General features: G+C 75.5%; 19 protein-coding genes and 1 pseudogene. 8 read left to right on the forward strand and 12 right to left on the reverse strand.

Annotated elements, in window-relative coordinates; genetic code table 11:
- Nucleotides 1-143 precede the first annotated feature (143 nt).
- Both pucL and ACZ7LB_RS08500 read left to right on the forward strand, forming a co-directional pair.
- A complete protein-coding gene (pucL, locus tag ACZ7LB_RS08495; protein WP_471466302.1) occupies nt 144-1,094 on the forward strand; it encodes a factor-independent urate hydroxylase in 951 nt (316 codons plus the stop codon).
- 267 nt (nt 1,095-1,361) lie between these two features.
- Nucleotides 1,362-2,750, forward strand: a complete 1,389-nt coding sequence (locus ACZ7LB_RS08500; protein ID WP_471466303.1) for an 8-oxoguanine deaminase — start codon at nt 1,362-1,364, stop codon at nt 2,748-2,750.
- 407 nt (nt 2,751-3,157) lie between these two features.
- On the opposite strand, the gene ACZ7LB_RS08505 is transcribed toward ACZ7LB_RS08500, so the two are convergent.
- From ACZ7LB_RS08505 to ACZ7LB_RS08535, 7 genes and pseudogenes are all read right to left on the reverse strand, one after another.
- On the reverse strand, nt 3,158-3,580 hold the full coding sequence (locus tag ACZ7LB_RS08505) for an acyl-CoA thioesterase (RefSeq protein WP_471466304.1): 423 nt from the start codon (nt 3,578-3,580) through the stop codon (nt 3,158-3,160).
- Between the two features lie 56 nt (nt 3,581-3,636).
- Nucleotides 3,637-4,341, reverse strand: a complete 705-nt coding sequence (locus tag ACZ7LB_RS08510) for a hypothetical protein (protein ID WP_471466306.1) — start codon at nt 4,339-4,341, stop codon at nt 3,637-3,639.
- Between the two features lie 28 nt (nt 4,342-4,369).
- Nucleotides 4,370-4,969: a histidine phosphatase family protein gene (locus ACZ7LB_RS08515; protein ID WP_471466308.1), complete on the reverse strand. Its 600-nt coding sequence runs from the start codon at nt 4,967-4,969 to the stop codon at nt 4,370-4,372.
- Between the two features lie 161 nt (nt 4,970-5,130).
- Nucleotides 5,131-5,640: a GNAT family N-acetyltransferase gene (locus ACZ7LB_RS08520; RefSeq protein WP_471466310.1), complete on the reverse strand. Its 510-nt coding sequence runs from the start codon at nt 5,638-5,640 to the stop codon at nt 5,131-5,133.
- A 305-nt stretch (nt 5,641-5,945) separates the two neighbouring features.
- Nucleotides 5,946-6,962 carry a hypothetical protein gene (locus ACZ7LB_RS08525; RefSeq protein WP_471466618.1) on the reverse strand — a complete coding sequence of 339 codons (1,017 nt, stop codon included), beginning with the start codon at nt 6,960-6,962 and terminating at the stop codon, nt 5,946-5,948.
- 131 nt (nt 6,963-7,093) lie between these two features.
- Complete coding sequence (locus tag ACZ7LB_RS08530; RefSeq protein WP_471466311.1) at nt 7,094-7,663, reverse strand: AAA family ATPase; 570 nt, start codon at nt 7,661-7,663, stop codon at nt 7,094-7,096.
- Between the two features lie 34 nt (nt 7,664-7,697).
- A pseudogene (locus ACZ7LB_RS08535) lies at nt 7,698-8,032 on the reverse strand (IS701 family transposase); the annotation flags it as partial.
- Nucleotides 8,033-8,141: 109 nt separating this feature from the next.
- Between ACZ7LB_RS08535 and ACZ7LB_RS08540 the strand changes: the two are divergent.
- The gene (locus tag ACZ7LB_RS08540) at nt 8,142-8,546 is read left to right on the forward strand and encodes a type II toxin-antitoxin system PemK/MazF family toxin (RefSeq protein ID WP_471466313.1); all 405 of its coding nucleotides are present in this window, start codon (nt 8,142-8,144) and stop codon (nt 8,544-8,546) included.
- A gap of 573 nt (nt 8,547-9,119) precedes the next feature.
- Here the strand turns inward: ACZ7LB_RS08540 and ACZ7LB_RS08545 are convergent.
- Together ACZ7LB_RS08545 and ACZ7LB_RS08550 are read right to left on the reverse strand one after the other, a co-directional pair.
- Nucleotides 9,120-9,767, reverse strand: coding sequence for a PASTA domain-containing protein (locus tag ACZ7LB_RS08545; protein WP_471466315.1), 648 nt, complete (start codon nt 9,765-9,767; stop codon nt 9,120-9,122).
- A 314-nt stretch (nt 9,768-10,081) separates the two neighbouring features.
- Entirely contained in the window at nt 10,082-11,290 is a 1,209-nt protein-coding gene (locus ACZ7LB_RS08550) for a pyridoxal phosphate-dependent aminotransferase (RefSeq protein WP_471466317.1), read from the reverse strand.
- 87 nt (nt 11,291-11,377) lie between these two features.
- Between ACZ7LB_RS08550 and ACZ7LB_RS08555 the strand changes: the two genes are divergently transcribed.
- A complete protein-coding gene (locus tag ACZ7LB_RS08555) occupies nt 11,378-12,034 on the forward strand; it encodes a winged helix-turn-helix transcriptional regulator (protein WP_471466319.1) in 657 nt (218 codons plus the stop codon).
- 167 nt (nt 12,035-12,201) lie between these two features.
- Here the strand turns inward: ACZ7LB_RS08555 and ACZ7LB_RS08560 are convergent, their stop codons facing one another.
- From ACZ7LB_RS08560 to ACZ7LB_RS08570, 3 genes are all read right to left on the reverse strand, one after another.
- Nucleotides 12,202-13,002 (reverse strand): hypothetical protein, encoded by an 801-nt coding sequence (locus ACZ7LB_RS08560; protein ID WP_471466321.1) that lies wholly within the window; start codon nt 13,000-13,002, stop codon nt 12,202-12,204.
- Nucleotides 13,002-14,273, reverse strand: a complete 1,272-nt coding sequence (locus ACZ7LB_RS08565) for a VWA domain-containing protein (RefSeq protein ID WP_471466323.1) — start codon at nt 14,271-14,273, stop codon at nt 13,002-13,004. Before ACZ7LB_RS08565 ends, ACZ7LB_RS08560 begins: the two co-directional genes overlap by 1 nt.
- 720 nt (nt 14,274-14,993) lie before the next feature.
- Nucleotides 14,994-16,508 carry an IucA/IucC family protein gene (locus tag ACZ7LB_RS08570; protein WP_471466324.1) on the reverse strand — a complete coding sequence of 505 codons (1,515 nt, stop codon included), beginning with the start codon at nt 16,506-16,508 and terminating at the stop codon, nt 14,994-14,996.
- A 284-nt stretch (nt 16,509-16,792) separates the two neighbouring features.
- Between ACZ7LB_RS08570 and ACZ7LB_RS08575 the strand changes: the two genes are divergently transcribed.
- The 4 genes from ACZ7LB_RS08575 (at nt 16,793) to ACZ7LB_RS08590 (ending at nt 21,919) form a co-directional block, all read left to right on the forward strand.
- Nucleotides 16,793-18,343 (forward strand): IucA/IucC family protein, encoded by a 1,551-nt coding sequence (locus ACZ7LB_RS08575; RefSeq protein WP_471466326.1) that lies wholly within the window; start codon nt 16,793-16,795, stop codon nt 18,341-18,343.
- Nucleotides 18,344-18,722: 379 nt separating this feature from the next.
- Nucleotides 18,723-20,021 (forward strand): precorrin-6y C5,15-methyltransferase (decarboxylating) subunit CbiE, encoded by a 1,299-nt coding sequence (cbiE, locus tag ACZ7LB_RS08580; protein WP_471466327.1) that lies wholly within the window; start codon nt 18,723-18,725, stop codon nt 20,019-20,021.
- A complete protein-coding gene (gene cobM / locus ACZ7LB_RS08585; protein ID WP_471466328.1) occupies nt 20,018-20,767 on the forward strand; it encodes a precorrin-4 C(11)-methyltransferase in 750 nt (249 codons plus the stop codon). The genes cbiE and cobM overlap by 4 nt, the downstream gene beginning before the upstream one ends.
- Before the next feature lie 405 nt (nt 20,768-21,172).
- Complete coding sequence (locus ACZ7LB_RS08590) at nt 21,173-21,919, forward strand: cobalt-precorrin-6A reductase (protein ID WP_471466330.1); 747 nt, start codon at nt 21,173-21,175, stop codon at nt 21,917-21,919.
- The last annotated feature ends 80 nt before the right edge of the window (nt 21,920-21,999 follow it).

Here is a 21,999-nt window from a genome sequence, read left to right on the forward strand (position 1 = left end):
GCGCCCGCCGAGGGCGCGGGGTCCCGCGCCGGCGTGCCGGGGCGCCCGCACGCCGGCCCGGTACGTCCCCCGCCTCCGGCCGCGACACCACCCGAGAGACCCGAGAGACCCGAGAGACCCGAGAGAAAGGCCCTGGCAGACACATGGCCGTCGACCCCCGCACCGCCCGTCCCGTGACGCTGGGCCAGAACCAGTACGGCAAGGCGGAGAACCGCGTCGTCCGGATCACCCGGGACGGCGCCACCCACCACATCAAGGACCTGAACGTCTCCGTAGCCCTCTCCGGCGACCTGGACGACGTCCACCACTCCGGCTCCAACGCCCACGTCCTGCCCACCGACACCGTCAAGAACACCGTGTTCGTCTTCGCCAAGGAGCACGGCATCGCGTCCGCCGAGCAGTTCGGCATCCACCTCGCCCGGCACTTCGTCACCTCGCGGGAGCCGGTGCACCGTGCCCGCGTCCGCGTCGAGGAGTACGCCTGGGAGCGCGTCACCGCCTCCGGGACGGGGCCCGGCTCGCCGGACGGCGCCGGGGGGACGGGGCACTCCTTCGTCCGCAGGGGCCAGGAGGTCCGCACCGCGCAGATCACCTACGACGGCGGCAGCTGGGAGGTGGTCTCGGGACTCAGGGACCTGACGGTGCTGAACTCGACCCACTCGGAGTTCCGGGGGTTCGCCAGGGACGGGTACACCACCCTCCAGGAGGCCCACGACCGCGTCCTCGCCACCTCGGTCTCCGGCCGCTGGCGGTTCAACTGGACCCACGACACCCAGGAGGCGCCCGACTGGGAGAACTCCTACGCGCAGGTCAGGACGCACCTCCTCCGGGCCTTCGCCGAGACCTACTCGCTCTCGCTCCAGCAGACCCTCTACCAGATGGGCGCGCGGATCATCGACCACCGGGCCGAGATCGACGAGGTCCGCTTCTCCCTCCCCAACAGCCACCACTTCCTGGTCGACCTGGAGCCCTTCGGGCTCGGGAACGACAACGAGGTGTACTTCGCCGCCGACCGTCCCTACGGGCTGATCGAGGGCACCGTGCTCCGCGCCGGGTGCGAGGCCCGCATCCCCGCCGACCTCACCACCCTCTGACCGTCCCGCCGGGACCCCCCCCGAGCCCGCCGGGTTCCTCTTCCCTCCAGCCCGCCGGGTCCCTCACCTCCCCGGACCCGGCCGTCTCCCTCCGCAGCCGCCGGGCCGCTCCCGGCACCGAGGCGGCTGCGGGACCCGGCCGCCGCATCGCGGTCCGGGCAGCCGGGGCCCGGTGGTCCCGGAACCGCCCCCCAGGCCCGGGGCACCGCCGTGCGCCATGGGCGCCCGCACCGCCGACGGGCCCGCACCGAAGGACAAGGAGCCAGCATGGCCGCATCACCGCCGGCCGAGCGCGTCGTCATCGAGAACTGCGCCGTCGCCACCGTGGACGCCCACGACACCGAGTACGCCTCCGGCCATCTGGTCGTCGCCGGGGACCGGATCGAGTCCGTCGGCCCCGGACGGGCCCCCGAGGGGCTGACGGGCGTCGTGCGCCGCATCGACGCGACCGGACACCTGGCCACCCCCGGCCTGGTCAACACCCACCACCACTTCTACCAGTGGATCACCCGGGGCCTGGCCACCGACCACCACCTCTTCGACTGGCTCGTCGCCCTCTACCCCGTCTGGGCCCGCATCGACGAGCCCATGGTCCACGCCGCCGCGCAGGGCTCCCTCGCCATGATGGCCCGGGGCGGTGTCACCACCGCCATGGACCACCACTACGTCCACCCGCGCGGCGCGGGCGACCTGTCCGGCGCCGTCATCCGCGCCGCCCGCGAGACCGGCGTCCGGCTCACCCTCGCCCGCGGCTCCATGGACCGCGGCGAGTCCGACGGCGGACTGCCCCCGGACTTCGCCGTGGAGAGCCCCGACGACGCCCTGGCCGCCACCGCCGCCACCGTCGCCGAACACCACGACGCCTCCTCCGGCGCCCTCGTCCGGATCGCCGTCGCCCCCTGCTCCCCGTTCTCCGTCTCCACCGAACTGATGCTCCGGTCGGCCGAGTTGGCCCGCGACCTCGGTGTACGGCTGCACACCCACGGCTCGGAGACCGTCGAGGAGGAGGAGTACTGCCACGCGCGCTTCGGCATGGGCCCCACCGACTACTTCGAGTCCACCGGCTGGCTCGGCGAGGACGTGTGGATGGCCCACTGCGTCCACATGAACGACGCCGACATCGCCGCCTTCGCCAGGACCGGCACCGGCGTCGCCCACTGCCCGTCGTCCAACGCCCGCCTGGCCGCGGGGATCGCCCGGGTCCCCGACCTGCTCGCCGCGGGGGTCCCCGTCGGCCTCGGTGTCGACGGCACCGCCTCCAACGAGTCCGGCGAACTCCACACCGAACTGCGCAACGCCCTGCTCATCAACCGGCTCGGCGCCCACCGGCAGGCCGCCCTGACCGCCCGGAACGCGCTGCGCCTGGGCACCCACGGCGGGGCCCGGGTCCTCGGCCGGGCCGCCGAGACCGGCTCCCTGGAGCGCGGCAAGCTCGCCGACCTGGTGCTCTGGCGGATGGACACCCTCGCCCACGCCTCCATCGCGGACCCGGTCGCGGCCCTCGTCCTCGGCGCCGCCGCCCCGGTCACCGCCTCGTTCGTCGGGGGACGGCAGATCGTCGAGAACGGACGGCTGCTCACCCTCGACGAGGACGCCGTCGCCCGCACCACCCGGGACGAGGCCCGACGGCTCGCCCGTCTCGCCACCGGGGGCTGAGGCGGACGCCCGGGGCGTCGGGCCCGCGCAGCGGGCGATACCCGGGGGGCCGGGGCGCCGGTTGGGCGGGGCGCGGTGCCGCGCGTGGGGCGGGGGAGCCGAACCCGCTCCCGGGCGGGTGCCGGTCCCGCGCCCCGGTGTCCGGCGGGTACGGCCACGGCGGACGCGCGAGCGGGGCGTCCGGCTCGCGTGCGGCGGCACGAGGCCGCGAGGGACGGGTGGTCGGGTGGGCGGGTTGACGGAAGCGGGCGGAAGCTTCGCCACCGGTGCGTCCGCGCCCACCGGCCCGCCCCACGGTGTGGAGGTGCCCCACGGGTGTGGAGGTGCCCTACGAGGCGGAGGCGCCGGCTGAGCGGAGGTGCCCCACCGGGCGGAGTCGCTCCGCCGAGCAGAGGTGTGCCCCGTCGCTACTGGCCGAACGCCGCCGGGTCCGAGGCCAGTTCGGCCAGCCGCTTCCCGGGCTCGGTCAGCAGCTTGCGGACCCCGAGGTCCATGAGACCGCCCACGGCCTCGATCTCGGCGGCGACCGTGCCGTCCGCCTTGCGGATGACCTGCCCGATCCGGAAGGTCTTGCCCTCGCCCCACTCGAAGGCGCAGGTCACCTCCACCTCGTCACCGGCGACCAGTTCGCTCCGGAAACGGATGGTCGTCTCCAGGGCGACGGGCCCCACACCCCGGGCGACCAGATCGGCCTGCCGGATCCCGGCCGACTGCAGGAGCGCCCAGCGGGCGTGCTCGGCGTAGTTCAGATAGACGGCCTGGTTCAGGTGCCCCTGGGTGTCCGTCTCGTACCCGCGGACGGTCACCGGAACGGAAAATGGCTCGCTCACCGGTTGCTGCCTCTCTCGTCGACGCGCTGGCCTCCCGATCCTGTCACGGCGGTCCGTCACACCTTGCGCGGGGAGGCCAGCAGCCAACGCACCCGCGTACGCGGCTCGGTGTGCTCCCCGACGTGCCAGCCCGCCGCCTCCAGCGTCTCCGCGCAGGCCCGCCGGGCGCCGGGGTCGGCCTCGTACACGGCGACGGCCTCGGGCTGCGGTGTCGCCCGCACCCGGTAGCCGTCGCCGTCCGCGCCGGCCGCGGGCCGGTGCCCGGCCGCCTCCAGGGCGAGCGCGGCGGCCCGCACCAGATGGGCACGCTCCCAGTCGCAGGGCAGCTCCGGGGAGCCGTCGGACCGGGTCATCCGGCGCAGCTCCAGCAGGCCCTGCCAGGCGCCGCGCACCTCGCGCAGCCGGGCGGCCGCACCGGCCTCCGGCGGCCGCTCCTCACCGCCGACCCGGGCGGCGAACACGCCGTCCGAGCCGGAACTGGAGCCGGAGCCGGAGCCGGAGCCGGAAGGCGGGGCGGAGGCGGTGCCCGGGGCACCGGCGGGAGGCGCGGACCCCTCCGGGGCGTCCGCCCCGTCGCCCGCCTCGCGCAGACGGTGCCCCGCCGGGGTCAGGAAGCAGTCGTGCGGCGGCCGGGGATGGCGGAAGGCGAGCCCCCGCGCCACCAGCGCCGCGAGCTGCGTCCTCGTGCCCCGAAGCCGGCCGGTGCCGGGCTCGGCGGCGTCGATCACCCGCCGCTGGGCGGCGGTCGGCGGTCGTGTCACGGACTCCTCCCTTCCCTCGTCCGCGAGCCTACGACGGGGGTCGGACATTCCAGGCGGCGATCACCGGCCGCCCGTGCTCCGTGCCCAGCCGGCACAGGGTCCCGGTGCCCAGTTGGAACATCGCGCCGTGCGACGGGGGCAGCCCCAGGTGGCGCGCGGTCAGCACGCGCAGGAAGTGCCCGTGGGCCACCAGCACCACGCACCCCTCGGTGTCGGCGAAGGCGGCGTCCACGGTGGCCAGTACCCGGTCGGCCCGCTCGCCGACCTGCTCGGGGCTCTCCCCGGGATGCCCGGGTGGCCCGGCGGGGACACCGTCCGTGAACAGGAACCAGTCCGGCCGGGTGCGGTGGATGGCGAACGTGGTCACACCCTCGTAGCCGCCGTAGTCCCACTCGTGCAGGTCCGGCTCGATCCGCGCGCCGGGCACTCCGATCAGCTCCGCCGTCTCCCGGGTCCGCTGGGAGGGACTGACGAGGGCGGCCCCGATCCGGTGCGACCGGATGAACGGCACCAGGGCACGGGCCTGTTCGCGCCCGGTCTCGGTCAGCGGCACGTCCGTCAGCCCGGTGTGCCGCCCGGCCCGCGACCACTCGGTCTCCCCGTGCCGCACCAGAAAGAGATCACCCATGCTCCCCAGGCTACGGCCGGGCACCCGGAACGGGGGGCACGACGACCGGGCCGCGCCGTGCCGGGTCGTGCCGGACCCGTGCCGGACCGGACCGGACCCGTGCCGGACCCGTGCCGGGGCACGGACATGTCCCCTCGCGCTCCGGCGTGCCCCGGGCCGGACTACCGATCCGCGCGGTCGAGGGAGAGGAGCCGGGTGATGCTCCCGTCGTCCTCGGTGATGTCCCGGACGTGGCGGAACCCGATCCTGCGCAGTGCCGCCAGCGACGCGGCGTTCGGCGCCGCCACGGTCGCGTGGACCCGCTCCAGGCCCAGCGCGGCGAAACCGTGGGCGACGACCGTCCGCGCGAGTTCGGTGCCCAGGCCCCGCCCCCACACCTCGGGGAGGAGGCAGTACACCAGTTCGTGTCCCTCGACGGACTTCGAGGGCTTGATCTCCGCGTGCCCCACCAGGCGGCCGTCCAGGCGCACGGCCCAGACGTCGAAGCCCTCGCTCCCATAGGCGTGCGTGAAGACACGGGCGAACACGGCGCGGTACTCGGCCTCGGGCCGTGGCCCGTCGCCCATCCACCGGGACACCCGGGCATCCGCGAACAGCGCGACGAAGTCATCTTCATCGGCGGGCACATACGGCTCGAGGAGCAGCCGGTCGCTGCGCAGCGAGGGAGTCATGGCGGGCGACGCTACCCGCCGCCGGCGCCCCCGGCAAAGGACTTGTCGCAGCGACGGCCCCCGCCGGGAACGGCGAGGGCCACCGCCGGCCCGGACCACCGCCCCTGCCGCCGGACGCCCCCGGTACACGGCGGCGGCCCGCCTCCGCGCTCCGACAACGGGCCCCTCACCACCGCGGCCACGTGACGCCTCCGTACGGATCCCCCGGACCCCCGCGCTCCGACCGTGATCACGCGCGAGCGGCGGCCGGTCCGCCGGTCGACGCCGTCAGGGCGAGCGGACCACCGTCGGCCTCGGCCCGGTGGTCAGCGAGGCCGCCGTTCCATGAGTGCCTTGCGGCCCGTCTTCGTGCGGACCGCTCGGTAATGGAGCGGCTTCATGTACGAATACCGCCACGGGAGTGCCTCCGTGAAGCCGTCGACATGGCGGAACTGTTCCCTCGCCGCCCTGTACCGGCCCTGTTGGTGGAGGAAGTACGCCAACAGGTGCCGCACTTCCGGGAGTCTCGGGTGATCGGGGTCGGCGAGTGCCGCGTCGGCGAGCGCCGCGTCGACCAGTGCGCGTACCGACGGGCTGCGAAATCCGGCCCGGCCCAGCTCGTACGCATGGTTCTCGTACCAGGCGATCACCGGCAGCACGGCCAGGAGGCTCCCCGGCGGCGCACCGGCGGCCGACTTCTCGGCGAACTCCCGTGCGAGGCGCCTCGATCCGCGCCATTTCGCGGTCCAGTACTGGAGGGCACTGGTGTGCGCTTCGAAGTGATGCGGTGCCCGGGACGTGATCTCGGACCACAGAACCCGCATCTCCCGGTTGCCGCGGCCCAGTCCGAGCCCCCTCCAGATGTCGGCGACGAGCGGGGTGGGATCGTCCGGGTTGAGGGCCAGGGCCCGCCCGATCTCCTCCCGCGAGGCGTGCAACTCCCGGTGGAATCCCTCGAACCGGCGCCGCGACGTGTAGCGCGCCCTTGCCTGGCCGCGCAACTTCCAGGCGTACGCGATCCTGGCCCGTGCCACCACGAGCGCGGCGTCCGGATCACCGGGGCGGGCCTCCTCCCAGGCCTTCAGCCAACGGTCGCTCCTCCTGGCGGCGATGTACCCCAACCGCTGGGCGTACAGGGAGCGGCGCTCCCAGTCCTGGCCGGCGTCCTCGAAGAGCCGGGCGGCGGGTTCCCAGCGCCCTCGGGCGGCGGCCTCGCACGCCTGCCGCAACGGGGTGTCGGGGCCGGCGAGGTAGGAGTTCTGCCGTCGCAGCGGCAGCAGGCCGTATCCGAACCAGCCGCAGAGCAGGAGCAGGAGCAGGAAGGCGGGGACAAGGAGCGCCATGGTCGGGCGAATTCCTCCGGAAGGAGTGCTGTGTGGTGCGGAACGGGGGCGACGGACACCCGCCGCGGTTCGGCACGGAACGGGTGCCGATCCACGACGACCGCCGGGCGGGAGCGGGGGCGGGGCCTTCGTCACCCGTGGGGCGGTGGCGCCGGACGGGCGAGGGTCTCGTTCCTCCCGGTGCCGAGTGCCTCCGCGATCCGCCGGGCGGTCCGGGCGGGGCTGAGGTGTGTGGTGTCCACGACCTCGGCCTCGGCGTGCAGCCACGTGCGGGCCGCCTCCGCGTAGGGTTCGAGGTGCCGGAGCCGGAACGGGGAATCGGGTCCGAGGACGGTGTCGCCCGCGATGCGTCGGCGGAGGGTCTCCTGGTCGGCGTGGAGGACGAAGTGCCGGACGGGGATGCCGTACCGGGCGAGGCCCGCGCCGATCTCGCGCCAGTACCGCTCGACCAGGACCGTCATGGGCACCACCAGGGTGCCGCCGGTGTAGTCGAGGACGCGGCGGGCGGTCTCGACCACGAGCGGCCGCCACGGTGGCCAGTGCTGGAAGTTGTCCGTCGCGGGCAGCCCCGGTGTGATGTCCATGAGTGTCTCGCCCACCTTCTCGGCGTCGAACACCCGGGAATCCGGAATCAGTTGCTGAACGAGGAGACTCGTCGTCGTCTTGCCCGCGCCGTGGGTGCCATTGAGCCATACGATCACGGGACCTCAGGCTACGCGGTCCTGCGGGGAGGGGAGTCGTCCGGTTGCGGGGGCCGGTCTCGGCGGCTGCCGGTACCGCCTGGTCGTCGTGCGGGTGCTCCTCCACGTAGTCAGGCGCGTCGTCGCGGACCTGGCCGGCTCCCGCTTGGCCCGCCCGGGCAGGTGCCGCAGGCCGTCCGGGGTTCTCCCTCCGTCCAACTCGGTGATGGTCCGGCAGTACCCGCGCGGCGGGTCCGACAGTGGGCCGAGTCCCAACTGGCGGGCACGACAACGGGGTTCGGGCCGTGCGAACCGCCCTTCGATCCGGCTCATCAGGCCCTCGAACGCCTCCTGCCGACGGGCGGGGACTACGCTGTGCCCTGCGGCCACCGCGTGATCGTGTGTCTTCGCACGCCGCTGGTCAACGGTGGCGGCACCCGTCTCCACAGTGCGTCAGGGGCGCGCGGCGTTCGCCTGCCGTCCTGTGCCGGGAGGGCATGTGCAACGTGGCGAAGTCTGGTGGGTCGAGTTCGACGAGCGGCGGCTGGTCGTACTGCTGTCGGTGGACGACGCGTCCGGGATCCGGGCGATGCAGGTAGTCGCTCCGGCCGGCGTCGACATCGGCGGCCTGGGTGTCGAAGTGCGAGTCGGCGCCAGGGAAGGACTTCCCTTCGAAGGCGTGCTGCGGTGCGCGTTCCCGCGTCCGGGTCTCACCCCTTGCACATGGCTGACCACCGTGTCCCGGGACGACCTGATCGAGCGGGCGGGCGTCCTGTCCTCCGCGAAGCTCCACGAGATCGACGATGCCCTCCGTCTCGGCGGACAGGCGAGGGAGTGGACCCCGGCGACGACCGCGAAGCTCGGCGGGATGAGGGACGCCCTCCGCCTCGGCGGCCCCGGGTAGGCGGAGAGGGAACCGACGCCCCCGATGGCGTGGCCGATCGCTTCCGGGCGACCGACGCCGGCCACCTGTCCCCTCGGCAGCCCTCACCATCGAGATCCCGATCTTCGGCTGGAGCACCGGCCGCTCTGCGATCGATCCGCGCGGCCCGCCCGGACGGCGCCCGATCCAGGTGGTCATCGAGGACCGCCCCGCCCCTCCGAACTGGGATATCCGCAGGTGGGCGACGCGCCACCCACCCCGCCGGACGCTCCCGGTCACAGCACTGGGGCCGCTCGTTTGGATCATGCCGGGCTCGCGGGACCTGGCACCGCACCTCACCGCGTTGTCGTCGGCCGCCAGGGCTCCGCCCCGACTCCCTCCTCCGCATCGCGACGCACGGCACCGGACCCCGCCCCCTGATCCGGCCCGATCCAAACGAAAGACCCCAGTGACCTGAGTCGGAGACCCGTCGGCAGATCGCGGCCATCAGCCGGATGCCGTGCGGCCGGCAGGTCCGGCCCGGCCTGCCGACATCCGGCCTCCGGCACGCCGGGCGGCTCGCGAGAACTCCCCGAATATCTCTGACTCAGGTCACTAGGGGCAGGACTCACCGAACTTGACCGCCGTGAGTGCCACCGGCTGTCCGTTTGCCGCGGCCCCGGCGGCCGGGCTCTGCGTACAGACCTGCCAGTTGGACTCCACCAGCACCATCCGGTCCCGCCCCGACGCGTCGTCCACCGTGAGGGACGCGCTCGAACCGAGTGCGTGCCGGGCCGCCTTGACCGACTTCCCCCTGAAGTCGGGCATCCTCCCGTCGTCGGTGGACGGTGCGCTCCCCTCCTTGGCCGGGCACTCCTCGCGGAGCTTCACCGCGCCGAAGTCGAGGCGGGTGTCGGACGGTGCGCGGGTGCCGGCCGCCGGGGTCTGGTTGCACACCTTCCAGTTGCGGTCGAAGGCCTGCATCCGCCCCCTGCCGAGGGCGTCGTGCGACCTGAGCGCGAGGAAGCCGGTCTCCTGGGCCCTGTCCTGGGCCGACTGCAGCCCCATGCCCACGACGTCCGGCACCGTGAGGTGTTCCCCGGCGCGCCCGTCGTCCTTCGGTGGCGCGCTCCCGGCCGGGTCGGCCGGTGCCGACGTGCCGCCGGAGCCGCCCGGCGCCGAGCCGTCCGTGGGCTCGCACGCCACCGCTCCGGCGAGAACGACGGTGCAGAGAAGGGCGGTTGTGGCGAGATGGGTGCGCAAGATCCTGGTTCTCCCCGAGTGCGGTGGCCGAGACGACTCACGGTAGAGCAGAAGCGGGGGAGCGGGGAGTGAGGTGTCCCGTTCCGTTCCACGCGCTGCCCCGCGCGCCCGCCCCCGCTCCTCCGCCGCGGCGTCCGGCCCGCGCCCTCGTCCGTCGCGTCCTTCCTTCCGCTCCGTGCCCCCGTTCGTGATCCGCCTTCCCTCCGCCCCGGTGATCCGCCCGGCCGGGCGTAGTTCGCCGTTGCCCGGGGCCGGACCGATGAACGCAGGGGCGGCGGGGCGGAGGCGGGCACCGGAGGGGAGCGGCGGGGCGCCTACTGCCGGTACCCGGCCAGGAAGCGGCCGATGCGGCCGATGGCGGCCTCCAGGTCGTCGGCGTAGGGGAGGGTGAGGATGCGGAAGTGGTCGGGGGAGGGCCAGTTGAAGCCGGTGCCCTGGACGACCTGGATCTTCTCGCGGAGCAGCAGGTCGAGGACGAACCTCTCGTCGTCGTGGATGGGGTAGACCGCCGGGTCGATGCGGGGGAACGCGTAGAGCGCGCCCCTGGGCTTCACACAGGAGACGCCGGGGATCTCGTTGAGCTTCTCCCAGGCCACGTCCCGCTGTTCGCGCAGCCTGCCGCCGGGGGCCGTCAGCTCGCGGATGGACTGGCGTCCGCCCAGCGCGGCCTGGATCGCGTACTGCGCGGGGGCGTTGGCGCACAGCCGCATGGAGGCCAGCATGGTCAGGCCCTCCAGGTAGTCGCGGGCATGCTGCCGGGGGCCGGTCACCACCAGCCAGCCCGAGCGGAAGCCCGCGACCCGGTACGTCTTGGACAGGCCGCAGAAGGTCAGCACCACGAGGTCGGGCGCGAGGGCCGCCGCCGAGTGGTGGACCGCGTCGTCGTAGAGGATCTGGTCGTAGATCTCGTCCGCGAAGACCATGAGTCCGTGGCGGCGGGCGAGGTCGAGGACGCCCTCGACGATCTCCTTCGGGTAGACCGCGCCCGTGGGGTTGTTGGGGTTGATGATGACGACCGCCTTGGTGCGGTCGGTGATCTTCGACTCCATGTCGGCCAGGTCCGGGTACCACTCGGCCCGCTCGTCGCACAGGTAGTGCACCGCCCTGCCGCCCGCGAGGGTCGTCACCGCCGTCCAGAGGGGGAAGTCGGGGGCGGGGATGAGGACTTCGTCACCGTCCTCCAGGAGAGCCTGCACGGCCATGGAGACCAGTTCCGAGACCCCGTTGCCGAGGAAGACGTCGTCCACGTCGACCGCCAGACCGAGGGTCTGGTAGCGCTGGGCGACGGCGCGGCGGGCGGAGAGGATGCCGCGCGAGTCCGTGTAGCCGTGCGCCTGCGGCAGCATGCGGATCATGTCCTGGAGGATCTCGGGCGGCGCCTCGAAGCCGAACAGGGCCGGATTGCCGGTGTTCAGGCGCAGCACGCTGTGCCCGGCCTCCTCCAGCGCGTTCGCGTGCTCGATCACCGGGCCGCGGATCTCGTAGCAGACCTCGCTGAGCTTGTTCGACTGCCGGAACTCCATGCGCGGCTTCCCCTCCGGAAACTGGTGTTGCTTGGTTTTACCAAGTGTGAGCTTGGAAAGTCCAACAACCTGTCTAGACTGCGTCGCATGTCACCACGCCCTCGCCGCAGCTACGACCAGTACTGTTCCGCCGCCCGCGCGCTCGACGCGGTCGGCGACCGGTGGACCCTGCTGATCGTCCGGGAGCTGCTCGCCGGCCCCCGGCGCTACACCGACCTGCACGCCGACCTGCCCGGCGTCAGCACCGATGTGCTCGCCTCGCGGCTCAGGGACATGGAGCGCGACGGGCTGGCGACCCGTCGCCGGCTGCCGCCGCCCGGCGCGGCCACCGTCTACGAACTCACCGCGCGGGGCCGCGGCCTGCTGCCCGTGCTGGAGGCGCTCGGCGCCTGGGGCGCGGACGACCTGGCGGAGCGGCGGCCCACCGACGCCGTACGCGCCCACTGGTTCGCGCTGCCGCTGCTGCGCGCCCTGCGCCGGGCGGGGGTGGAGGAGGGGCTCGTCGAAGTCCGGCTGGCCGAGGGGCACTTCCATCTGTACGCCGGTGGCGCCGTCGGGGAGGGGCCGGTGTACGGCGACGGGCCCGCCCCCGGGAAGCCCGACGCGCGGCTGGCGCTGGACGCGGACACCTGCGCCGCTCTGGGGCGCGGTGGGCCGGGGCTGGTGGAGGCGGTGCGCGATGGCCGGGTCGTGGTGAGCGGGGAGGGTCCTGCGGCGAAGGCGCTGCGGGAGGCGGCAGGCTGAAGCCCCCTACCGGGGCGGTCGTTGGCTTTCGCGGTCCCTCGCGGTCCCTCGCGGTCCCTCGCGGCCCGGTGCGCTCCCGGCACGGTCCCGACGCGGTCCCCGTCCGGTCCCGGTAACGGCGGAGGGCCCGCCTGGGCGGGCCCTCCTTCCTCGTGCGCGGTACCGGGTCAGGCGCCCGGCGGCACCCGGGACGGCCTGCCCGACCCGCGGGTCAGGGCGTACCCGCCGATGCCCGCCAGCGCGGCCAGCACCGCTCCGATCCCGGTCCACACCCAGCGGTCGGACCACCAGCCGGAGGACCAGCCGTCCTCGGGCTCGATCGCGGACAGCACGGCGTTGCGCTCCGGGTCCTTGCCCTCGTCTCCGGACTTCATGGAGACACCCGGCACCAGCGGTTCGGACAGCGAACCGTCGACCGCCGCCGGGCCGCCGACGTCCTTGGACTCGACACGGAGTCCGGTGCCGACCGGCATGCCCAGGTCCGACGTCGGCAGACCGACCGCCGTCAGCCGGACGTAGTACGTGCCCGGCAGCGGGTCGTTGGCCCACGGCTCGGCCCAGGCGCGGACCGTGCGCAGTACGCAGGCCAGCTCCACGGAGGTCGTGCCCGGGGCCGCCGTGCGGGTCTGCGCGCCCCACTGGCAGGCCTGGCGCCGGCGCAGCCCGTCGTAGACGTCGACGCGCCAGGTCTGGGCGGCGTGCGCCTCCGGCAGCTCCACGGTGGCCCGGACCGTGGGGCGCTGCTCGGCGTCGGCCGGGAAGGACCAGTACAGGTAGTCGCCGGCGGAGGCGCTCGCCGTGATCTCCTGCTCCTGCTCGATCTCGGTGGCCGTGCGGAAGGACGTGCCGCCCTTGGCGGACCTCGCCTCCTTGGCCGCCGAGGGGGTGGGGGAGCTGTCGGCCGCCGCGGGGGCCGCGGCCAGACCGAGGGCGAGCAGTGCCGCGCCCATCACCTTCGCACACCGCATCAGTTGGTCCTCCAGACCGCGAACCGCCAGCGCGAGAGCCAGCCCCAGAGCAGGCCGGCGAGGAACCCGACCAGGACGAGCGTGCCGAGCAACCACCAGCCGCGCCCGAGGCCGAAGGCGGCCACGTCGGAGGAGGCGTTGGGCCCGTCCACCACGTCCACGGTCAGCTCCAGCGGCAGACCGGGCGTGGCCTTGACGCCCGCTGCGGCGGAGAAGGAGTTGGAGACCTGGAGGCACACGGCCTCCGCGGCCGGCTTGGCGTCCGCGTCGTCGGCCTCGGGCCGGGGGTAGCGCAGCCCCGTGGAGAGCACGTCGGTGCGGCCGTTGTCCGCCGCCTCACCGCGTACGATCTCGCGCCCGTGCACCGTGACGGCGCGCAGCAGGAGTCCGTACGAGGGGATCACGGCGCGGTCGGCGGCCACGCTCACCGAGGCGCGCAGCTCCTGGCCGGGGAGCACGTCCACTCGGTACCAGCGCTGCTGCCCGAACTCCTCGCGGTCGGTGTACAGACCCGGCGCCAGTGTCGGCGCCTCGGCGCAGGCGTCCGCGCCCGCCGCGGGCACCGGGGTGACCACCGGGTCCGCCGCGCGGTCGACCAACTCGTTGACCTTGTCGGTGAGTTCGTCGACATGCTCGACCGAGGTGTAGGTGCCGCCGGTCGCCTCGGCGATGCAGCTCAACTGCCGCCGCAGCTTGGCGTTGGGGACCAGGCCCAGGGTGTCGATGGTGAGCCCGATGCCCTTGGCGGCTATCTCGCGGGCCACTTCGCACGGGTCGAGCGGCGCGCAGGTGTCCTCGCCGTCGCTGATCAGCACGATGCGCTTGGAACCGCCGCCGCCGTCGAGGTCGTCGGCGGCCTTCAGCAGGGCGGGGCCGATCGGGGTCCAGCCGGTGGGCGACAGGGTCGCGACCGCCGTCTTGGCCTCGGTGCGGTCCAGCGGGCCGACCGGGTAGAGCTGCGAGGTGTCCTTGCAGCCCGTCCGGCGGTCGTCGCCCGGGTAGTCGGCGCCCAGGGTGCGGATGCCGAGCTGCACCTCCTCGGGCGTCGCGTCGAGCACCTCGTTGAAGGCCTGCTTCGCCGCCGCCATCCGGGTGCCGCCGTCGATGTCCTTGGTCCGCATCGAGCCGCTGACGTCGAGCAGGAGGTTCACCTTCGGGGCGTCGTCGCCCGTGGGTTCCCCGGCGACCGCCCCCGCCGGGAGGGCGATCCCGGCCGTCAGCGCGGCGAGCAGAGCGCAGACGCCCGCCGCCAGCCGTTTACTTGTGATCATCGGCGGATCCTATTGACCAAAGGTGTCCAGCTCCAAAACGGCTGGTGGCCATGACCGGCCCCGCGCCCGACGCGCCGTCAGCCCTCGCGGCGGCCTCCCGGGCGCGTACGGATCGGCCCTTCCGGCCCGTTCGGAACGGCCCGGCACGACGCCTCCGGGTGCTCCGGCACGACGCCTCCGGGTGCTCCGGCACGACGCCTCGGAAGCACCTGGCGCGACGCTTCGGAGGGGCCTGGCACGACGTGCCCCCGGGCGCCCGCGAGAACGCCCCGGTGGCCCGGCGCGACCGCTCGAACCGCTCGGCGCGACCGCTCCGAACCGCCCAGTGCGACCGCCCGAACCACACGGCGTGTACGGCCCCGATGGTTCGTCACCACGGCGTGGTCCACCTGTCACGACCGTGGCGAACGGGTTGCGGAAACCGCCCGTCCGCCCTGTCCGGTTGCGTCCGTCCGGGTCCGGTCTGCCTCCTTCCGGTCCGCCCCGTCTGGTCTGCCTCCCCCGGTCCGCCCCGTCCGGTCTCCCTCCTCCCGGTCCGGCCGGGCCTGTCAGGCGTCCCGATCCGTGCGGGCCGGTCCTGGAAGCCCGCACGACGGTGCGCGAGCGGTTCGCGCGAGGCCGACGAACTGACCAGGTAGTCCCCCGAAGCACTCCCGAACCACCCCCGAGACCCCGAACCACCCCCGAGACCCCCGAACCGTCCCGCCTCCCCGCCGGGCGTCATCCCCGCAGCGGGTTCGGCAGCCCCGTCCACAGGTCGCCCGGCCCCTCCGGTGTCAGCCGCATCAGTGTCAGGGCCTTCACCGGCAGCGGCTCCCGGAGCAGCGCGGTCAGGTCCTCGCCGGGCGGAAGGTCCGGCACCGCCCGCTCCAGCGCCGCCCGCAGCGCCGGGCCGGACCCGGCCGTGGCCGCCAGGGCGCCCCCCACCAGCGAACCGAACAGCTTGCGGCGCAGCGCCACCGGATCGTCCGTCAGGACGCGTGACGGCAGCCCGGCGTGCGGCACACCGTGGCGGGCCAGCCGCGCCGGGCTGACCCGGATGTCGGCCAGGTCCCGGTAGACCAGGCGCAGCGGAGCGCCCGACGGGGAGAGGACGACCAGCAGGTTCTGACCGTGCGCCTCCAGCGCCACGCCCAGCTCCAGCAGCCGCAGCCCGGCGGTGAGCGTCAGCCGGGTGAGGGCCGCCAGCCACTCCGGGTCCGAGGGCAGCCCGGTGCCCGTCAGCGCGGCCACCGGGACGGCCCGCTCGCCCGGTCCCGCGTACGCGCTCGGCGACTCGCGCAGCACGGCGGCCAGGTCGGGGGAGTGCGGGGTGGCCGCGCCCAGGGTGCGGGTGAAGCCGACCAGCCCCTCCGAGCGCTCCGCCAGTGTCTCCCCGAACGCCGACAGGGCCGCCGACGCCGCGACCGAGGCGACCGAGATGTCCCGCACCGAGGAGGTGAGCCGGGCGCTGAGCGCGGTCTTCACATGCGGCCCGCCGGGCACGGCGAGCGTCCGCAGCGACATCAACGGACGTGCGGGGAGCGCCGGTTCGCACGGGAGCTTCAGCACGTGCGCCGCCTGCCACGGGTGCACGGGCAGCAGCAGCCGCCCCCCGTCCCGCAGGTCGTCCGGCCACGCACCCGACACCAGGCAGTCCTCCGCCGGGAGCGGCACCAGCCCGAGCCCCACCACCGGCCCGTGCTCAGGGCCGTAGGCGAGCTGCTCGGCCACCGAGAAGCCGGGCCGGGCGCGGCAGGCGGGGTGGTACGGATGCCCGTCCACCACCCGCCGCTCCCAGCCCCAGTCGGTCACCGGCCACTCGTCCGGGTGAATCCGGGCGGCGGCCCCCTCCGGCTGCGCCGCCCGGGACAGCGCCAACGACGCCACGCTGTGACCGAGTTCACCGGCGAGGGCGACGCCCCGGGGCACGGCCAGGTCCGTCATCAGCCGCGCCGGGTCCCCGTACGGCACACCGTCCAGGTGGACCCGGGCGGCGTAGGCGGCGGCGCGGTACGGGTCGGCGGCCGGGCCGCTCAGCCGGCGGCCGTCGCGCAGCCGCAGCACCAGTCCGTCCCGCACCGGCTCGCGGGCGGCGATCCACGGCAGCGGCTCCCAGGCGAGCGCCCGCCACAGCCTGGTCAGCACGGCGGCCCGGGCCCCGGGCAGTTCGGCCGTGTACCGGGGGACGAGAGCGGGCCGTACGGCGGCCAGCTCCCCGGCGGTCTCGGTCTCGGCGGTGGGCGGACGGGGCACGGGCGGGCTCCTCGGCGGCGGAAGGGACGGCCCGGCGGACCGGCGCGGCCCCTGGGGTACGGGTCCGGGTGGTCCTCGGGGCGGTGGTCGGGGCGGGTCGGGGTGCGGCTGGGGACGGCGGGGGGACGGTCGGTGGCGACCCGTACGGGGCGGGGCGCGGCACCCCCCGAGGGGAAGGACACCACGCTCCGTACGGGGCGGGACGGGGCACCGGCCCGCGACGGACCGGGGGGACACGGGAGACATACTGATCGTCGCCACCTCAGACAGACCGTAGGGAACGAGTGCAACGCGTGGATCTCCTGCCCCCCACCACCGGCGCCGACGCCGCCCCCCGGGACGGCGTGGCGGCCCGCGCCGACGCCCTCGCCGCCGTACCGCTGCTCAACTGCCTGCTGCGGGAGCTGGCCGAGGCGCTGCCCGCGCCACCCGGCGGGCGCACGGTGCACCGGCTGCCCAGCGGGCGGCTGCTGCGGGTGCGCGGCGGACGGCGCCCCGCCGAACCGGAGGTGCGCGCCCCGGACGGCTGGCGCCGCGTCGGCCACGACGGGCTGGTGGCGCTCGCCGCCGACGAACTGCGCCGGCACACCGGCCGGGCCAACCCCGGACTGCCCGCCGAGATGACCGACAGCCGCGACGCGGTCGCCGCCCTGCTGGCGGCCCGTGCCCGCGCCGCCCCGCCCGAGGACCCCTATCTGCGCTCCGAGCAGTCCCTCCTCACCGGACACACCCACCACCCGGCCCCCAAGGCGCGCGGCGGCGGCCCGCACGCCGAGTGGCTGCCGTACGCGCCCGAGGCGCACGCCCGCTTCCCGCTGGCCCTGCTCGCCGTCCGCGCCGACACCCTCGTCGAGGAGGGCGACACCGCCGCCCTCGACGCCCTCGGCCACGCTCCGCCCGGCTACCGGCTGCTGCCCGCCCACCCCTGGCAGCTGGCCCTCGCCGCGGACGCCCTGGCCCCCGCCTTCGCGGACGGGCGGCTGGTACGGCTGGGCACCACCGCCTTCACCGTCGGGCCGACGGCGGCGATCCGCACCGTCCACGTACCCGCCCCCGCGGCCGGGGACGACCTGTTCCTGAAGTTCAGCCTCGACGTGCGCATCACCAACGACGTCCGCCGCCTCTGGCGCCACGACCTGCTCGCCCTGCGCCGCACCGACACGGCGGTCACCGAGGCCTTCGCCGCGATCGGCCCCCCGGCCGCCTGGCTCGGCGACCGGGGCTACCGCACCGCCGACTTCGCCTTCGAGGAACTCGCCGTCGTCGTCCGTGACGGTCTGCGTCCCCATCTCGCGCCCGGCGCGACGCCGTTGCTGGCCGCCTCCCTGGTGGAGGGCTTCCCGGGCAGTCCCCTGGCACAGGCGGCGGACCCGGCGGCCTGGTGGCGCGCGTACCTCGCCGTCGTCGTCCCGCCGGTGCTCACCGCCTTCGCGGACGACGGGGTGGTGCTGGAGGCCCACCTCCAGAACACGCTGGTCGCGGTCGACGGCTCGGGCACCCCCGTCCAGGCCCTCTTCCGGGACGCGGAGGGCGTCAGGCTGCTGCCCGACACACCGCGCCCGGCCGGGTGGGAGCGGCTGGTGTACTGCCTGGTCGTCAATCACCTCGCGGAGACGGCCGCCGCCCTGGCCGAGCACCACCCCGGCCTCGACCCCTGGCCGGCGGTGCGCGCCGCGTTCGCCCGCCACGACCTGCCGGAGATCCCCGCCCTGCTGGACGCGCCCACCCTGCCCGCCAAGACCAACCTCCTGCTGCGCTGGACCGGCGCGGACGGTGCGGCGGCCCGGTACCGGCCTCTGGCCAACCCGCTGCGGGGGGTGGGGGAGCGGGAGTGAGGGGACGGGGGCGCCCCTGACAGGGGCGGGTGCCGAGGCGAGGGTGGGGAGGAGGGGGCCGTGGCGGGACCCGGTCGGGGATCACCCCGAGCGCACCCCGACCGCTCCCGGGCCCACCCGCAGGACCACCGGGCCACCCCGGCCGACTCCCGGGTCCGCCCCGACCGGCCTCGGCCGCACCCCGACCAACCCCGGGATCCACCCCGACCGCCCCCGGGCCCACCCCGGACTGCTTCCCCGGCCCCACCCCACCGGCCGTGCCCCGGCCGTGCCCCGGCCGGGGCAGGTCCCCTACGGGTCCCCCCGAGTGACTCCGCGCAGGTGGGCGCCCCGTAGAGTGCGGCACCGACGTGTGCACCCGACCCCGAGGTACCGATCCGTGACCACCGACCGTCCCGTACCGGCGGACGCGACCGCCCCCGCCGTCACCGTCGTCGGGATCGGCGCCGACGGCTGGGACGGACTCACGGAGACCGCCCGGCAGGCCCTGCGCGACGCCCGGGTCGTGGTCGGCGGCCCCCGCCACCTGGACCTGCTGCCCCCGGAGTGCCCCGCGGACCGGGTGCCCTGGCCCTCGCCGCTGCGCCCCGCCCTGCCCGCCCTCCTCGCCGCGCACTCCGGCCGCGGCCTCGCCGTCCTGGCCAGCGGCGACCCCTTCTTCCACGGCATCGGGCGCGCCCTCGGCGAGGAACTCGGCGCCGCCGCGCTGCGCGTCCTGCCGCACCCCTCCTCCGTCTCCCACGCCTGCGCCCGGCTCGGCTGGCCGCAGGAGGACACCGGGGTCGTCTCCCTCGTCGGCCGCCCCGCCGCCCGGCTCGCCGCCGCCCTGCACCACGGCCGCCGCCTCCTGGTGCTCAGCACCGGTGCCGCCACCCCCGCCGAGGTGGCGGCGCTGCTGCGCGACCGCGGCTTCGGCCCGAGCGGCATGCGGGTCCTGGAGCGGCTCGGCGGCCCGGAGGAGCGCGTCACCCCCGAGGTCACCGCCGACGACTGGCCGCCGGACGCCCCCGCCGCCGCCCTCAACCTCGTCGCCGTCGACTGCCGCCGTGCCCCCGACGCCCTGCGCCTCGGCGCCGTGCCCGGGCTCCCGGACGAGGCGTACGAGCACGACGGGCAGCTCACCAAGCGGCACGTCCGCGCCGTCACCCTGGCCGCGCTCGCCCCCGCCCCCGGCGAACTGCTCTGGGACGTCGGCGGCGGCTCCGGCTCCATCGCCGTCGAGTGGATGCGCGTCCACCCGTCCTGCCGGGCGGTCACGGTCGAGCGCGACGCCGTCCGGGCCGGACGCATCGCCCGCAACGCGGACCGCCTCGGTGTGCCCGACCTGACCGTGGTGACCGGCGCCGCGCCCGGGGCCCTGGCCGGACTCCCGCGCCCGGACGCCGTGTTCATCGGCGGCGGCCTCACCGCCCCCGGGCTCCTGGACGCCTGCTGGCAGGCGCTCCCCGCCGGGGGCCGGCTCGTCGCCAACACCGTGACTCTGGAGTCGGAGGCGCTGCTCGCCGACGCCCGCCGCCGCCACGGCGGCGAACTGGTGCGCCTGGCCGTGGCGCACGCGGTGCCCGTCGGCGGCTTCACCGGATGGCGGCAGGCCATGCCCGTCACCCAGTGGGCCGTACGGAAGCCCCTCGACCCGTCCCCCTCCCCGCCCTCGCGCCCGTCCGGAGCTGAGAGATGACCGTCCACTTCATCGGCGCCGGTCCCGGCGCCGCCGACCTGATCACGCTGCGCGGCGCCCGCCTGCTCGCGGAGTGCCGGGTCTGCCTGTACGCGGGCAGCCTGGTGCCCCCCGAACTGCTCGCCGAATGCCCGCCGGACGCACGGCTGGTGGACACCGCCCGCCTGACCCTGGACGAGATCACCGACGAACTGGTCCGGGCGCACGCGGCGGGGCTCGACGTGGCGCGGCTGCACTCCGGCGACCCCTCGGTGTTCAGCGCCGTCGCCGAGCAGATGCGGCGGCTGGACACCGCGGGGGTGCCGTACGAGGTCGTCCCGGGCGTCCCCGCCTTCGCCGCCGCGGCCGCCGCCCTGAAGCGGGAGCTGACGGTGCCGACCGTCGGCCAGACGGTCATCCTGACCCGGATCGCCCAGCGCGCCACGCCCATGCCCGAGGGCGAGGACCTGGCCACCCTGGGCCGCAGCGGCGCGCTCCTCGTCCTGCACCTGGCCGCCGGGTACGCCGACCGGGTCGTCGAGGAACTGCTGCCGCACTACGGCGCCGACTGCCCCGCCGCCGTGGTCGCCTTCGCCTCCCGCCCCGGGGAGGTCGTCATCCGCGGCACGCTGGACGAGATCGCCGACCGGCTGAAGGAGGCGGGGATCCGGCGCACGGCCGTCATCCTGGTCGGCCGCACCCTGGGCGCGGAGCAGTTCCGCGACAGCCACCTCTACTCGGCCGAACGCGACCGCCACACCTGCTGAGACGGGCGCGTGCACGGGGTGTTCCGGGCGCGGCCCGGCAACCGGCCCCGTGGGAACGGGTGGTGACGGCGGGGGAGCGAGGAGCCGTCGCGGGAGGTGCGGCGGGATCCGAACCCGAGGGCGGGGGTGCGCTCGTGACGGAGACGGTGCCGCCCGTGGCACGGGGACCCGGTCACCCGGCGGCGCCGGCCTCCGGACGGCCTCCGGGCCCCGTCGCGCCGGTCCGGGCACGTCCCGTCGGTTCCGGTCCCGGTTCCGGTCTCCGTCCGACGGTCCCGGCACCGGACCCCGCCCCGGACCGCGGCCCACGCGACGCCCCGTGAGCCACCCCACGGGTGCCCGGCAGGGGCACCCCCACCCGAAGGAGGCGGAGATGAGGAACCGGACGAAGGAAGACGGCCGGCCGTGCGCGTACTGATCCTCGGCGGCACCACCGAGGCCCGCCGACTGGCCGAACTGCTCGCCGCGGAGGCGCCGTTGGGCATGCGGGTGACCACCTCGCTGGCCGGGCGGGTGGCCGCCCCCCGGCTGCCGCCCGGCGAGGTCCGCGTCGGCGGCTTCGGCGGCGCCGACGGACTGGCCGCCTGGCTGCGCGCACACCGGGTCGACGCGCTGGTCGACGCCACCCACCCGTTCGCCGGCACCATCAGCTTCAACGCCGCCCGCGCCGCCGCCACCGCCGGGGTGCCCCTGCTGGCGCTGCGCCGCCCCGGCTGGACGCCGGTCGAGGGCGACGACTGGCGCGAGGCCGGTTCCCTGGACGAGGCCGCCGGGCTGCTGCCCGCACTCGGCCGCCGGGTCTTCCTCACCACCGGCCGTACGGGCCTGGCGGCCTTCGCGGGGCTGGACGGCCACTGGTTCCTCGTCCGCTCCGTCGACGCCCCCGTCCCCCCGCACCCGGCGCACATGGGCGTGCTGCTGGACCGCGGCCCGTTCACCCTGGACGGGGAGCGCGAGGTGCTGCGCCGCCACCGGGTGGAGGTGCTGGTCACCAAGGACAGCGGGGGAGCGGCCACCGCGCCCAAGCTGACGGCCGCCCGGGAGGCGGGCCTGCCGGTGGTCGTCGTCCGCCGTCCCCCGGTCCCCGCCGGGGTCCCGACCGTGACCGAGCCCGGCGCGGCGGCCGACTGGCTCCGCGAACGGCACGGCTGACGGCGGTGTTCGGGCCGGAGGCGGCGACCGCCCCGTCCCTCCCCGGGGCCCGCCCCGCGCGGGGCGGTGCGCCGGACCGG

Source organism: Streptomyces sp. NPDC107521, assembly GCF_055598485.1.